Below are 14,545 nucleotides of genomic sequence, written 5' to 3'. Positions count from 1 at the left end.
TCTATTTCACAAAGGCTTTGACAACCTTACACGGTGCATTTCCAGTATTACGCAGGGTATAATGACCTATGCTCGCAGGAAGAATAATGCTTTCGGCGAAGTGCAATTCTACGGGCTCATTGCCAGGACTATGGATCTCACAGCGGGTTCCCTCAACGAGATTAAGCGCCACAAACTTTCCATGCGTCTCATCATCGATAGCGGTAGTGAATTCGAGGCGATGTATGGCGAAGAAGAGGTGTCCGATATCCCCAATACGATATTCAGCCCAGCCAGGGCCATCTCTCAGCAATTCCGGTTGGGGAATGAGGTTCTGACGCACCCAGTTGGTTGTGCGTGTCGGATCAAGGTTGGCGAACGCATGATCGAGATGAACGTGGCGCAGATTGCCAGAGAGGTCGCGCCGCAGATAGTCGTAGACCTTGAATGTGAAGATATAGGGAGTCGCACTAATCTCCAGCACCAGGTTGTTTGCGCCGCTACAATGGATGGTCCCACTAGGAATGAGGAAAAGATCATGCGGCTTACTGGGAAAGCTATTCACATAATCTGTAATCTCGAATGGCTGATCTTGATCGCGTGCCGCCAGCGCATCCGCCTTGAGTGCACCACAATCCGTGTCCTCACGCAAGCCCAGATACACCTGTGCGTCTTCCTCACAGGTCACAATATAATAGGTTTCATCCTGGGTAAAAGGCTCGCCAAACTGGTCACGGATATAGTCGACACGCGGGTGGACCTGACAGGAGAGGTTTGTTCCACCCATAGTATCCAGGTAGTCGAAGCGAATAGGGAAATAGCTGCCATAGCGGGCGGCGACCGGGACTCCAAGCACTGCGTCCGTCTCGGCCCATAGCAAGTAGTCGAAGGCACATTCAAAAAAGTTTTCCCTATTCCCCAATAACAGGCCGTTCTCAGGGGCTATCAGCTCAAAGGACCAGGCATAGTTGGGAGCCTCAGTTGGTAATCCGAACTGTTCCTTCATCCACTGTCCTCCCCAGACACCAGGGGCGAACCAGGGCTTGACACGAAACGGTCTTCGAGCCAGTTCATGCAGGGCGAGCCGGATGTCGTCGCCGTGTACAAGTTTCGGCGCGGTGTGGTCGCTACCATCTACAAAGAGGTCCATTCTTGCCAGTTGCGCGCGCTTGATGCGATTGAGCATGGGCCAGTCGACAAAGTAGAAGCGTTTGTACATTGCGACAAAGCCTTCTGGCTCGCACGCACCCACGTTCGTAATTGCCTTTTGCCCCGCTAACTGCTGCCCCCGGTCCTTGGGCACATCAACATATATATGCCATCCCTGGTCAGTGATAAGGGATGCCCCAAAGCCGTAAATAACGGTGATCGTGTCATTATGCACCTCTTCAACGGTGCGCTGAAGTCGCTCCAAGCGTTTCGCCTGCCAGAGGTCTCGTAGATCACCGTGAAAGACGCGCCCGAAGACAGGATCATCAGTGAGCGATGTCGCTAATAAGTGCTGGATCTCGCTTGTGGAGCGGAAGCACGTTTCGGTTGAGAGCCAGCGTATCGCTCTCTCTTGCGCTACCTCTTGCAGTGCGACACGTAGTCGCGCTATGAAATTGTCCCAGGGCAAGCCAACAAAACCATCAATGACCACTACCTCTGGGCCAGTTAAGCCCTTAGCAGCGTGAGAGAGCTTGCGCGCGAGGGCCAGATGTCCTTCTTCAATGCTGAGCCAGGGGAAACGATGAACAGGGTGTGTACGATACTTTGACGTAGCAGATGATTCTTCCATTACACCGGTACTTCCTTTATATATATGCCCTAACAATCCAGAGCACTGTTTCACTATCGAGTGGTGGCAATGTTCGCTCTTAGATACCAACGTTTCATAGCAAGACGTTCAGTCCGCTCGCGAGCGCGGAGACGCCAACCAATGCAGCGGTATCCCCGAGTTCTGCTATCTTAATCTGTGTGCGACCACGAGGAAAGGTCCATGTGTGCTCGTCTACGTATTGCTGGACACTGGGCAGGAACTGCTGAGAAGAGCCAGCAATCCCTCCACCGAGCACGACGAGGTCTGGATCGTATGCATGGATTAATGAGACAATCCCGACACTGAGATAATGCGCGAAGTAGGTAGCAACTTCACTCGCAATCTTGTCACCAGCCAGGGCGGCCGCAAAGATGCCTTGAGGGGTCATTTCGGGGGGAGTGATACCACTTCCGGCATAGAGCGTTACAGCCTTGCGCATCAGGGGTGCGGTCCCGATAAATGCTTCAAGGCAACCAATGTTGCCACAGGTACAGCGTGGCCCATCAACCTGCACGGTGATATGGCCGCCCATTGATCCGAAGAGCCCACGCGCGCCCCGCACGACCCGGCGTTGAAGTGCGACCCCGCAACCAATTCCGGTGCCAAGCGTCAAACAGAGCAGATTCTCGACCTGTCTGCCCGCGCCATAGACCATCTCACCCACCGTATACAAACGGGCATCATTCTCCACGAAGGTTGGTAGGTGGAAGGTTTCCGCCAGGGTTTGCGCGATGGGGAAGCCGATAAGATCAGATAAGGACTCGTTTACATCCAGGATAGTACCCCGTTGGGGATCAACAATACCCTTCAAACTAATACCAACTGCGTGAACTGTCTGCCTCTGTAGTACGTGCTTTCCTAAACTAACCAGAGCATTGAGCACACTGGCTGCATCTCTTTGTGGGGGGAGGGCTTTAACATGGACAGAGGAGACCTCAGCTCCGCGCACAATCCCGGCTTTAATCCGCGTGCCACCAAGATCGAAGGCCAGGACAGCCGACGTTTTTGTCAACGGTCCCGATGCGGCTGTTAGGGACACGCTGTGTTTTGTGTTATTCATGCTTGACAAACACCATCGGATTGATCATAATAACGACATAACCAACTCGTTATAACAAGACGATACCATATCGCAAAGAGCGCTGTCAACACTTATTGGCAGGAGGGAATAAGGGATTTATGAAAAAAGGTGTCGTGAATGAGGCGAATATGCAGGAGAGGGATACACGACGACAGGCCTTCCCTGTCCCGAAGTATTATCAGGTTAAGGAAAGTATCTCCAGCCAGATCACTAACGGAACCTGGACTCCGGGTATGCTCATTCCTTCGGAAACCGAGCTGGAGAGCACATTTAGCGTCAGCCGTATTACGGTTCGCAGAGCGATCAGCGAACTCACGCATGAGGGGAAGTTGTTTACAATCCAGGGCAAAGGGACCTTTGTTGCCAAACCCAAGCTACCAGAACGCTTTGTGCATCATGCTTTTGGTATTTACGAAGATCTCAGGCGTCAGGGTGTAGAGTTGGCAACAACAGTCATGCGCCAGGAACCACAGCCAGCATCAAAAGAGGTTGCCTCAATGTTGGGCCTATTACCTGGTGAAGAGGTACAGGTGCTAGTGCGTGTGCGCTCGGTAGAGGATGAGAGACTTCTTGTCTCGACCACATACATTCCCAAAGTGCTTTGCCCAGATCTGGATACTGTGGACCTTGCTTCGACTTCACTATATCATGTATTGCGCACGCGTTATAATCTGGAGATCGCGCGGGGAGTGCGCAGCCTGGAGGCTGTTGCCGCCGGGCAATGGGAAGCGCGCTTACTCGAAATTGCGCTGGGAAGTCCCTTGCTCCTGCTCGACAGCATTGCCTACCTTGCCGATGGTCGTGCCTTTGAGTATTCGCGGACCTTCCATCGGGGGGATCGCGCGCGCGTCGAAGTCGAGTTTACCCCCGACCAGGACGAATGGTAACCTTGCGCCACAGCGACAATCAAACTAAGAAACTGTTTGCTAATTGAAAAATTGCCGATACAGAAAAGAAAGGAGATCGTTGCGAGCAACAGAGCCAGAAGAAGGAGCCAGAGTGAAGCGTTCCCACCGGAACCGAGCAGCATACCCAAGTGATGTCACCGACGCCCAATGGGCTATTCTTGAGCCCCTGGTGCCCAAGCCTTCGGTCGAAGGCTTGGGCACCAGGGGCTCAAGCCTTTGACCGAAACCCGACCAGCCGATTGGCTGGAGCGTGCAGGTCATTAAACTGCGCACGCCCCATCGCTTCCAGGTCCAACCCCGCCGATGTGTGGTGGAGCGAACGTTCTCTTGGATCTCTCGATGTCGACGCTTCTCACGTGACTTTGAGGGTCGTTGCGATACCAGCGAGGCATTCATCAAAGTAGCTCTCAGTAGATTCATGCTGGCTCGACTCTCCAAATTGACTGGCTAGATTTCCTTTAACAAACACATTCTAAAGAAAATCTCCATGATCAGAAGCAAAATTGGTTACTCATCTTCCCTGTTTTGTTTCACCAAGTCAACAGTGCGCTGGCGAAGGTGCATATTTTATTCCTTGACAATTCCGTAAAGATGGCTTATCATCTCATTATAACGAGTTAGAAATAACGTTATAATGTTATGTTGGGACTACGTCGTCAACGCCTCGCTTATTTATGTGATGGAGGAGTGTTCTCAATGGAGAAGGAACATGGGCTTGTCAAAGATTTCCTGGAGGGGAAGATCGATCGCCGCAATTTTATCGGCCGAGCGCTCGCGCTGGGTATAACCCTCGGTGGGGTAGAGGCGGTTCTGCAAGCATGCGGAAGCGGTGGAAACGCAGGTGGCAAAGCAAACATCAGTTGGTCGACCTGGGGAGATGCCGCGCGCTTAAAGTTATTTTTTGACTATACAAACCAGTTTAATGCCAGCCATCCTGACATTGCTGCGCAATTCAAGCCGATTCCCACAACCGACATTGATTATGGGGCCAAGATCCTGACGCAACTCACTGGCGGAGTGGCACCAGATGTGTTCTATGTCCCTAATTCATCAATGACTCAATACATCCAGGACCAGGTGATTACCGATCTGACTCCGCTCTTAAATGGATCCAAGAGTCAGGAGAAGGCAAGTGACTACATTGATAAACTGTGGGGCGTTTCCAGAACGCCCGACGGGAAGATCTATGGCGTCCCGGTGGATTGTAATCCGTATGTCATCTGGTATAACAAGACGGTTTTGCAAGAAGCGGGAATAACTCAAATGCCAGCCGACCTGTATGAACAGGGGAAATGGAACCGAGAGACCTTCTCATCAATGCTCGACAAAGTGGCTGCGAAAGGCAAAACTGGTTATATTCTCACCAATGCAACGCTTATGCTCTGGAGTTGGGTGACGACCAATGGCGGAGTGGTATACGACAACAACGGTCGTGGCAAGTTCGTCGCCAATCAGGATCCCAGGTCCATCGAAGCTTTCACGTGGCTGGCAAATAATATACGTGCAAAAAAGATCGTCTATGCTGGAGTTCTTCCTAAAGGCCAGGGAGCTGATTTTGCCTTTATCAGCAACCAGGTAGCTTTTGTAAGTGCGGGGAGATATTACCTTCCTGCCTTCAGGCAGGCAAGTAATCTTCAGTATGACATTGTGCCTCTCCCACCAAACACGGGAAAGCGCCTTGAACCCGCCGGAGTGCCAGTGACGTCTATGTCTGTGAACAGCAAGACGAAGTACCCCGATGCGGCCTTCCAATTTCTCACATCGTATGTCTCTACTGCGGGACAAAAATTTAGGATCCAGGGCGCGAGCGGCTCAATACCCTCAATCCAGGGTATTGACCAGATTGCCACCAGCGGAAATATTCCTGAGCACGCTCGATACTTCATTGATACGCGCAACGTTGGGTATGCATCATTTCAGGCTGAGGATAGCACTCCTGGATTAACCACGGATATTCTGAAAGAGTTGGAACCTGTCTGGCTACAAGGTGCAGATGTGCAGCAGACACTCAACAAGGTTGCCAACATGGCTAATCAGCGTATTACAGAGGCCAAATCCGGCCAGTAATACACTTTTGTCGCCCTTCATGAGAAAAGGGAGTACCATATGGAGACCAACGTTAAAATGAAGCTACGCCTGAGCAAGCGCGTAGCTTTAGACCCGATACGAAAAAGGCGTAGAGTGGAAGCTCTTTGGGGGTATGTCTTTCTGCTTCCCCAATTCATTGGGCTGATTGCCTTTGCGCTCATTCCACTTGTCTCTATCTTCGCTCTCAGCCTGGTGAAATGGGATGGGCTAGGCCCCATGCATTTCATCGGCCTGGCGAATTTTTTCAACCAGTTTGCCGATCCGGATTTTCAAACAGCACTCATCAATACTGTTTACTACACTATTCTTGTAGTTCCGGCAGGTCTTCTTTTAGCGCTGCTTGTCGCCATGGGGGTCAACAAGGTCCGTGCCAAAACGATTTATCGCGTGATCTATTTCATGCCGGTAATTACCGGTTCAGTGGCCGTCTCAGTCATCTGGATCTGGTTGTTGGATGGCAATTTTGGCCTCATCAATGTGCTCTTAGATCAGTGGTTTCACATTAAGGGTCCCCAATGGTTGGTTGATGCCCATCTGGTAATTCCTTCGATTGCCATTGTCAGTATCTGGTGGGGTCTGGGTTTCAACATGCTCCTTTTTCTGGCCGGGCTGCAAGGTATTCCCGGATCCTACCTAGAAGCTGCAAAAATCGATGGAGCCAATAAGTTCCAGCTCTTCCGGCATATCACATTGCCGCTGCTCTCGCCCACCCTGTTTTTTGTTACAGTAATTTCTATTATCCATTCGTTTGAGGTGTTTGATCAAACCTACGTCATGACAGGTGGCGGACCAGGGAAAGACAGTTATACTATCGTCTATCACCTTTACACGCTTGCTTTCCAAAAGTTTGAGTTTGGCAGTGCCAGCGCAGCGGCAGTGGTCCTCTTTGCGATTCTGCTGGCTCTCACCCTGCTCCAGTTCACACTTCAGCGCCGCTGGGTCTACTATGAGGGATAGAATAATTAGAAAGGGGAAATCCATGATACAAGAGGATGCTAGCGGCAAGCGCGTCGATTTGCAAGCTGCAAAAGCGCGTACTCAGCGTACATCTCCCATTAAGGTGGGATCTATCGTTATCAATCTCCTCTTAATCCTGGGCGCCATTCTTATGGCGGCGCCATTCTTATGGATGATTCTGACTTCACTCAAAACGGCGACGCAAGCCTTTAGTGTTCCGCCGACCTGGATTCCCAATCCGGTTGCCTGGCAGAATTACCCCGATTCCTTGCAGGCTCTTCCTTTTGGTCTTGCCTACTTCAATAGTATCTATATCTGCTTCGTTGTGGTTGCATCTCAATTATTGACCTGCTCCATGGCAGGCTATGCCTTTGCCCGCATTCGTTTTCCCTTGCGTGGCCCCCTTTTCATTCTGTTTTTAGCTACCTTGATGATCCCGTTGCAAGTCACGATTATCCCGCTCTTTCTCGTCATGAAACAACTGAGCTGGATCGACACGCATCTCTCTATTATCGTTCCTTATGCCCTGTTGAATGCCTTCGGCGTTTTCCTGATGCGTCAATTTATCAAGGGGATTCCGATAGAACTGGAAGAGGCAGCTATCATGGATGGGGCCAATCGCTGGACGTTGTTCTGGCGTGTGATCCTTCCGCTGCTCAAGGCTCCCCTGGCTGCACTGGGTGTTATCTCCTTCCTGAGCCAGTGGAACAACTTTTTTGCTCCGCTCATTATGCTTAGCAACTCCAATCTGTACACGGTACCATTAATGCTCAATCTGTTCAAAGGTGAGTACACCACATCCTGGACGTTGCTGATGGCGGGTTCAGCGCTTGCTGTCTTGCCCATTTTGCTTGTCTATATTATCGCTCAAAGGCATATTATTCAAGGCATCCAACTCACGGGTCTCAAAGGATAAAGGGAGGTGTCATCTGCTATGAAACACGAATATGAACAACTCGCCCAGGAGGCAATCAAGGTGCTCCAGGGGAACTGGACCGGGTCCTTTACAAGACCTGGCTCCATTCTTTACCACCATCAGTGGTCATGGGATTCTGCCTTTATTGCCATGGGCTATATCCATTATGATCAGGATCGTGCCGAACAAGAACTGCGCACCCTCTTTGCGGGCCAATGGTCGAACGGGATGCTCCCGCACATGATCTTCAATCCCCAGGCGAGCAACTACCAGGATAGGTTACAGTTCTGGGAGGTTGAGCGCTACCGTTACGCGCCTCGTGATCGAGAGACATCGGGCCTTGTCCAGCTACCGGTGCACGCGACGGCTATTCTGCACATGTATCGTCACGCGCAGAACACTGCGCAGGCACGTGCTTTCCTGGCTGAGATGTTTCCCCACCTGAAAGCCTGGCACACGTATCTCTATCAGGAACGTGATGCGCAGGGAGAAGGCCTCGTGTATATCCAGCATCCATGGGAATCACTGGATAACTCGCCGGTCTGGGATGCTATTCTCCAGCGTATGCAGCTTCAAGCTGAGGAGGTTCCAGCGTATCAGCGTGTGGATATTCAGCTTGTGAATGCCGAGGATCGGCCTACCAAGATGGAATACGACCGCTATGCCTACCTTGTCAAGCTCTTTGCCGCGCGGAACTACGATGAAGCACAGATCCGCCGCGATTGCCCTTTTCTGGTGCAAGATGTACTGTTTAATGCCCTACTCTGCCAGTCGAATAGAGATCTCGCGGAGATTGCGCAAATCCTGAACGAGGACCCGGTGCCATTTCAGGCCTGGGCCGAACTGACGTCCCAGGCCATCAACCAGAAGCTGTGGGATGACGAACACGGGATCTATCTCGATTTCGACCTTGTGGCGAATGAACAGATCCATGCCTATAGCGTTGCTGGCTTTGTACCGCTCTTCGCGAGTATCCCTGACCAGGCTCGCGCTCAGCGGATGTATACTTATCTCAACTCAGAGGCTTTCAGCCCCTTGCATGAAGCGATATACGCCGTACCAAGCTATGACAGGCTGACAGCTGAATTTTCTCCCAATCGCTACTGGCGAGGCCCGGTCTGGATTAACATGAACTGGCTGCTCGCTCATGGCTTACACCGTTACGGGTACCACGAATATGCCCGGCGTTTGCGCCAGACAATAATTGATCTGCCTCAACAGCACGGCTTTTTCGAATACTATAACCCGTTCAGTGGTCAGGGACACGGAACAGACCAGTTCTCATGGACGGCATCACTCCTCTTAGATGTGCTCTACAGCGGCGAATGAAAAAGGGCGCAGATCGTTGTCGGGTGCTGCCCCAGGCTCATACACATAGGTATAAGTCTGGGGCGGCACCCAGCTTAACTTTCTCCTTCTTCTCATGAGCTCTCATCATTGTATTGATATTTAGATAAGGGAAAAGAACTATGCTTGTTGACATGCCTCTGGCCCAGCTTGAACGCTATCGACCGCCGCTCACCAGGCCAGATGATTTCATGAGTTTCTGGCAACAAACCCTGGCGGAAAGTTCGTCTCAGTCCCTCAATATCACCAGAGAAGAGCAGGATTACCCCGTTGATCGCGTGACAGTATATAAAGTGTCCTACGATGGATTTGGGCAGGGGACTCGTGTGGCGGGCTGGTATCTTCTTCCAAAGAAGCAGTATCGCCTGACGGTTGATGGAAAAATGCCCACACTTGTACGTTATCATGGGTATAGCGCCAGCAAGCGTCTGCCAGGCTTTCATCTCGACTGGGCCTTACAGGGGTATGGTGTATTTGCCGTTGATGTACGCGGGCAGAATGGCGATACACCTGATAACAATAACTACGACAGCGGGTCTGTGCTTGGCTGTATGACCAGGGGTATCCTTCAGGCACAAAACTACTACTATCGCTTTGTCTATATGGACTGTGTACGCGCGATTGAGTCCGTACGCTCCTTTCCGGAGGTGGGCCCCCTGATCCTGCACGGCGGCAGCCAGGGAGGCGGGTTGGCGCTAGCGGCCGCGGCGCTTGCCAGACAGAAAGGTATCGTTGCGGCTCTCGCCGATGTGCCCTACCTGTGCCACTTACGGCGCGCAGTCGAAGTCTTTAGTGCCGGTCCTCTCCAGGAACTGGTCGATTACTGGAAGACCTACCCTCAGCGCGTTGAGGAGAGCTTTCATACACTAAGCTATTTTGACTGCCTGAACCTCGCACCACTCATCACCTGTCGTGTTCTGCTCTCGCTCGGCTTGCTCGATACTATTTGCCCCCCCTCGACCGGTTTCGCAGTCTATAATCACTTACTCTGCGAAAAGGAGCTGAAGGTCTATCCTTACAATGGGCATGAAGGTGGCAGTCTCATTCACGACGAAGAAAAATATCGCTTTGTGCGCCGTTCTCTGTGCATCTAACAAGAGGCCGAGTGGCTGCACTAGCAATCTGAGTTGATTTCCTGATCTTCGTCGGAGAGTGCAGGCTCGAAGGCCCCACAATGTAGATGCAATTCAACAACATCCGAAGCGGTGAACGCCTGTTGCGGCAGATCCGTAAAGAAAGAGTTCATAGATGACTCCTGGGCGCGTGACGCCAACGGAGCTCTTCTTTTTGTCAGCTGGATAGGTCGCCACGATCACGCGGCAAGGGATACCTTCGGAGCCTACGGTCACTGGGCAATCGTAGAAGCTGCGGATTATATAATGGCGTGTAGAGCAAAACCAAGGCCGAGAGAAATAATGCCCATGAAAGCTGCATACAAGCTACTTAGGCAAGTATAATAGTATCGGCAATCTATTCAATAGAGAGGCTTTTTGGTGAAGCCCCAACTCCATAGTTCTATCGAACCCCGACCAGGGAAACACTCATTCAATGAGAAGATCATAATTTCTCTTTGTCTCTGCAATGTATCCATCCCTGGACAATATGGGCTTTACCATCATCTTCCTAATAGAGAAGGAGCTCACTCGATGCAATATCCTAACTGTGAAGCAAAACTGCATCCAGGAGGCAAGTTTTGCTCGAATTGTGGGTCTCCGTCCTTCCGGGGGAAGGATGAGGTAATTGTGCCTCACACAGCCTCGCCAATCAGGATACGAAGACGCAGATTTTCAAGGTTACGATAGTCATATGCCTGGCGCATAATAGCCAGGAGAATAACGTAACTTGATGTTGTCTGTGCTGAAGGAGGGTTGGAGAGCAGGGAGATTAGGGGTGGGTGGTTGCTGCTGTGCGAGCCAAGCGGCGAGGGCCTCAGGCAGGTCCGGCATCTGGTCGTGAAGCCAGGTGAGAAAGGCAAGAACCTGTTCTGGGGGAAGATACACGGCGCGCCCATCTGAGAACCGTATTCCTCGCTTGTTGTCCATGGGGTTCACCTGCCTTCTCACTCCTGTATTAACAGGACCTGATGGCCCTTCCTGAGTAGTGATCTTTTTTCTAGCCAACAAGCGAACCGGACTTCATGTACGTTTTCAAGAGAGTATGGGCATATTGGAGTGTTTTGAATTTTGCTTCGTCACCGCCTGTATCTGGATGATAGCGCTTGACAAGCTGGCGATACTGCCTTTTCAGGTCCTCTTGCGTGGCTGTATGATCCAGGCCAAAGAAGCGTAATGCATTATCTATACCAGCCCGAGAGACCTGATATGGCTCTTGAAAGCTAGAATATTGCTGTTCGGCGCGCATCCTGGCCTCCCATAACAATGTTTCAAGTGGAGCTGAAAATTCTAGCCAGGTTGCAAAGTGTAAGAGCAATTGCTTGTGCAAACACCAGTAATTCCCCTTGACACTATATCGTTCATCAGTACGATAGAGCGCAGCATACTCAGGTAGGAGGCGATAGGCATTGATGGCTTTGCGCAAGGTAGCAAATGCGTTCTTTACAGATTGGCGAACTTCTCGATTGTGTGAATTTATACCGTGATCCTCAATATGGATCCTATAATAATCATTCCCTACATCGTAAATGTTTTTTACACGTAATAGATACATTCATTATCCTCAACCATGCGTGATACATCGTGGTTCTTTCTTTTTTTTCTTATGAGTGAACTGCCGCCTTTGTCAGTTCCTCGCTGACCTCCCACATTCGCTTCTGGAGCGCTTCGTCGTAGGAGAGCTTGCTGGAAGTCACAGGGGCGCATTTGACGAAGTATTTGCCCGATACGCCCTCGACCTCTGGTGAAGAGGCCAGGTAGATCGAGGTTTTCGCGCCCGCATCCACGTTGATACCCATAAATCTACCCACAACACTCATGAATGGTTTCAACGGGCCGGGTGCGGCATTTTGCGAGATATTGGTGGCGACAAAGCCGGGATGAAGCGCATTGACGGTTACTGATGTGTCTTTGAGCCGTCGGGCCAGTTCGTAAGTGACCAGCAAATTAGCCAGCTTCGATTGAGAATATGCCTGCAGGTCCAACCCACCATACTTTTTCTGCGATTGCAGATCGTCAAAGTTAATCTTACCGCTGAAATGCGCTCCGGAGTTCACATTGACGATGCGGGCAGGCTCGCTGGCCCGTAAGGTATCCAACAAGAGATTGATGAACAAAAATGGGGCGATATGGTTGACGGCTAGCGACATTTCGATGCCATCGACGCTCTCACGACGACTGGGGAACATCGCGCCTGCGTTATTCAGTAATACATGTAACTGAGTGTATCTTTTCTTGAACTGCTCCACCACCTGACGGATGGATTGCTGTGATGATAGGTCGGCCAGTAACAGATCAACGGCATTACTACCGCTCGCTGCCTTGATCTCTTGTTGGGCTGCTTCCCCTTTGTCGCGGCTGCGGCAGATCAGCACAACAGTCGCCCCCATCTTTGCCAGTTCTCGTGCTGCGACCTTGCCAATCCCTGAGTTCGCGCCTGTAATGATACAGATTTTTCCACTCATATGTGTCTGCATAATGTTCTCCAATCATCAAAAAAGCCTATTTTGATTGTATCATAGCTCTCTATTGGAGAGATAGCGTTTTCCAACGGTATCAGATTTCTGGTGGACGTACAAAAAGCATTGACAGAAGGAGATAAGAAGAGATAGAATGCGCAAAGTAAGAAAAAACGCGTGTGAGCAGAGAGGAAGAGAGAACATGCTGGAGAAAACGTGCGCAAAGATGCGGTAAAAGGGGAGGTCCAATGGGACAAACGGCGAGAACCACCAAACTCCTGCTGGATTTCTCTGACCGAGATCAGGGGGAGCCAATCGAGACAAACGACGGTACTTGGAAGAGACCGTTACGGTTCTTGATGCGGCTCGTCGCTTCTATCTCGATTTTTTTCTCGCTCACCCTGACAAACTGACCGAACGCGTCACCATCATCTCGAAGAAGACCAATGAGGTGCGGGCAGGGCTGATTTCTGCTGACAAGTTGCTCACCTGGGCCGAGGGGCAAACCGTGGCAACGACTGAGCATCCTGATCCTCTGCCAGATTGGAATTTTAGCACGGCCTTTCCCGCGTTTCCGAACCGGTATCGCCGCTCGGTCATCAAGGATGTGATTGGCAAAGCCAGAGGCTATCTGACCTCGCTCGCGCACTGGCAAACCACAGGCAAGACAAAAGGGAAACCGGGACGTCCTACCCCGACCAATTATCCCACCCTCTACGCAGGCACCTACCGCCTGGAGCTGGACGAGCTGGATCTGCGCAAGAGTTTCATCCGCCTCAAGGTCTATGATGGAACGGCATGGGTGTGGGTGCACTATCCCACCCGTTACAACCGCTATTTTGAACAGAGGCGAGCCGATGAGAGCTGGGAGATGGAAAGCCCCAAACTGATTGTGAGCAAAAAAGACGCGGCCATTCATTGCTTCCAACGCAGGATGATCTCAGCAAAAAAGATTGTGGAGAGCAGACAAGATCCTGATCTGGTGACGGTGGCGGTGGATCTCAACGTCAAGCAATTGGCCGTGATTACGGTGAGACAGCATGAGCAGATTCTCCACACCCGTTTTGTCTTCGATCAGGGGCTGGATCAGCATCGCTACCAACACCTCAAGCGCGTAGCGAAAAAGCAAAGGCAGTCAGACAAGCAGTCAAAGGAGAGCACAGCAATCACCACCTTTGGGCACATATCCGCCGCCAAAACCTGGACACGGCCCACAAGACCGCACGAACCATTGTCGAAGTCTGCGAACAGTATCCTGGTTGTGTGCTCCTCTTTGAGCGTTTGCGCAAGATCAAGCCCAAAGGAGGAGGCCAATCTCGGCGACGTAATCGCAAACAAGCCAATCAATTGAAAGGCAACATCAATCAGCTCGCCAAAGAAAAAGCGTATGCATCAGGTATCGTGAGCGTGGAAGTCAATCCTCATGGCACATCACAGTATTGTTCTCGTTGCGGGTGTAAAGGCGTGAGGTTCAAGTCCCTGGCAGGGCAACGGGTCGCAGGCAAAGGAGGCAAGCTGTTCTTGTGTTCCTCTTGCCGCTATGAATGTCATGCTGACTTTAACGCGAGCTACTACGACGACATTGGTCTCTTCAAACCGATGCGGGTTGATGCCGAGACCGGGTATCGGTACTACGCTATCGATCAATTGCTTCGGCTCAATCGTATTCTGGCACTCAAAGCTCTCGGCTTTGAGTTGACGCAAATTACTGCGTGTCTTGACGAAGAGCTGTCTCCAGATGCGCTTCAGGGAATGCTTCGCTTGAGACAGGCAAAGCTCCAGCAGCATATTCAGGCCGAGCAGGAACAGCTAGCTCACATAGAGGCCCGCCTGAAGTACATTGAGCGGGAGGGGAATAACCTCTCACATGAGGTTGTGCTCAAAGCGGTGAAATCAT

Annotated in this window: 14 protein-coding genes and 2 pseudogenes; 10 read left to right on the top strand and 6 right to left on the bottom strand. The window is 51.2% G+C overall.

The genetic code is table 11. The annotated features are described in order from the left end of the window. Position 1: 1 nt before the first annotated feature. Complete coding sequence (locus tag JMJ04_RS45100) at positions 2-1,759, bottom strand: class I mannose-6-phosphate isomerase (RefSeq protein WP_201376889.1); 1,758 nt, start codon at positions 1,757-1,759, stop codon at positions 2-4. A gap of 94 nt (positions 1,760-1,853) precedes the next feature. Beyond that, a complete protein-coding gene (locus JMJ04_RS45095; RefSeq protein ID WP_201376888.1) occupies positions 1,854-2,840 on the bottom strand; it encodes an ROK family protein in 987 nt (328 codons plus the stop codon). Positions 2,841-2,959: 119 nt separating this feature from the next. Here JMJ04_RS45095 and JMJ04_RS45090 point away from each other — a divergent pair, with 119 nt between their 5' ends. The 7 genes and pseudogenes from JMJ04_RS45090 to JMJ04_RS45060 all read left to right on the top strand — a co-directional run bounded on the left by JMJ04_RS45090 (position 2,960) and on the right by JMJ04_RS45060 (position 10,171). Next, a complete protein-coding gene (locus JMJ04_RS45090; protein ID WP_201376887.1) occupies positions 2,960-3,748 on the top strand; it encodes a GntR family transcriptional regulator in 789 nt (262 codons plus the stop codon). 112 nt (positions 3,749-3,860) lie between these two features. Continuing rightward, a pseudogene (locus JMJ04_RS49395) lies at positions 3,861-3,962 on the top strand (transposase); the annotation flags it as partial. A 503-nt stretch (positions 3,963-4,465) separates the two neighbouring features. Continuing rightward, a complete protein-coding gene (locus JMJ04_RS45080; protein ID WP_201376885.1) occupies positions 4,466-5,836 on the top strand; it encodes an ABC transporter substrate-binding protein in 1,371 nt (456 codons plus the stop codon). Between the two features lie 57 nt (positions 5,837-5,893). After that, positions 5,894-6,814 (top strand): carbohydrate ABC transporter permease, encoded by a 921-nt coding sequence (locus JMJ04_RS45075; RefSeq protein ID WP_420799608.1) that lies wholly within the window; start codon positions 5,894-5,896, stop codon positions 6,812-6,814. 22 nt (positions 6,815-6,836) lie between these two features. Further along, a complete protein-coding gene (locus tag JMJ04_RS45070) occupies positions 6,837-7,730 on the top strand; it encodes a carbohydrate ABC transporter permease (RefSeq protein ID WP_201376883.1) in 894 nt (297 codons plus the stop codon). Between the two features lie 18 nt (positions 7,731-7,748). Further along, the gene (locus JMJ04_RS45065) at positions 7,749-9,059 is read left to right on the top strand and encodes an amylo-alpha-1,6-glucosidase (protein WP_201376882.1); all 1,311 of its coding nucleotides are present in this window, start codon (positions 7,749-7,751) and stop codon (positions 9,057-9,059) included. Positions 9,060-9,199: 140 nt separating this feature from the next. Next, a complete protein-coding gene (locus tag JMJ04_RS45060) occupies positions 9,200-10,171 on the top strand; it encodes an acetylxylan esterase (protein ID WP_201376881.1) in 972 nt (323 codons plus the stop codon). A gap of 20 nt (positions 10,172-10,191) precedes the next feature. On the opposite strand, the gene JMJ04_RS48370 is transcribed toward JMJ04_RS45060, so the two are convergent. The 4 genes from JMJ04_RS48370 to JMJ04_RS45040 all read right to left on the bottom strand — a co-directional run bounded on the left by JMJ04_RS48370 (position 10,192) and on the right by JMJ04_RS45040 (position 12,666). Then, on the bottom strand, positions 10,192-10,323 hold the full coding sequence (locus JMJ04_RS48370; RefSeq protein WP_268887453.1) for a hypothetical protein: 132 nt from the start codon (positions 10,321-10,323) through the stop codon (positions 10,192-10,194). A 556-nt stretch (positions 10,324-10,879) separates the two neighbouring features. Continuing rightward, a complete protein-coding gene (locus tag JMJ04_RS45050; RefSeq protein WP_201376880.1) occupies positions 10,880-11,119 on the bottom strand; it encodes a hypothetical protein in 240 nt (79 codons plus the stop codon). Positions 11,120-11,189: 70 nt separating this feature from the next. Continuing rightward, entirely contained in the window at positions 11,190-11,615 is a 426-nt protein-coding gene (locus JMJ04_RS45045; RefSeq protein WP_201376879.1) for a J domain-containing protein, read from the bottom strand. Between the two features lie 178 nt (positions 11,616-11,793). After that, positions 11,794-12,666, bottom strand: coding sequence for an SDR family oxidoreductase (locus tag JMJ04_RS45040; RefSeq protein WP_201376878.1), 873 nt, complete (start codon positions 12,664-12,666; stop codon positions 11,794-11,796). Between the two features lie 316 nt (positions 12,667-12,982). Between JMJ04_RS45040 and JMJ04_RS45035 the strand changes: the two genes are divergently transcribed. The 3 genes and pseudogenes from JMJ04_RS45035 to JMJ04_RS45030 form a co-directional block, all read left to right on the top strand. Next, positions 12,983-13,999 carry a hypothetical protein gene (locus JMJ04_RS45035; RefSeq protein WP_201376877.1) on the top strand — a complete coding sequence of 339 codons (1,017 nt, stop codon included), beginning with the start codon at positions 12,983-12,985 and terminating at the stop codon, positions 13,997-13,999. After that, positions 13,912-14,160, top strand: a pseudogene (locus JMJ04_RS49390) (zinc ribbon domain-containing protein); the annotation flags it as partial. The gene JMJ04_RS45035 and the pseudogene JMJ04_RS49390, both read left to right, overlap by 88 nt. A gap of 9 nt (positions 14,161-14,169) precedes the next feature. Further along, positions 14,170-14,545, top strand: a 376-nt coding sequence (locus JMJ04_RS45030) for a MerR family transcriptional regulator (protein ID WP_236039177.1), incomplete at its 3' end; no start/stop codon positions are given.

This window comes from Ktedonobacter robiniae (assembly GCF_016587375.1).
Classification (GTDB): Bacteria; Chloroflexota; Ktedonobacteria; order Ktedonobacterales; family Ktedonobacteraceae; genus Ktedonobacter; species Ktedonobacter robiniae.
This window is presented reverse-complemented; position numbering and strand designations above follow the sequence as displayed.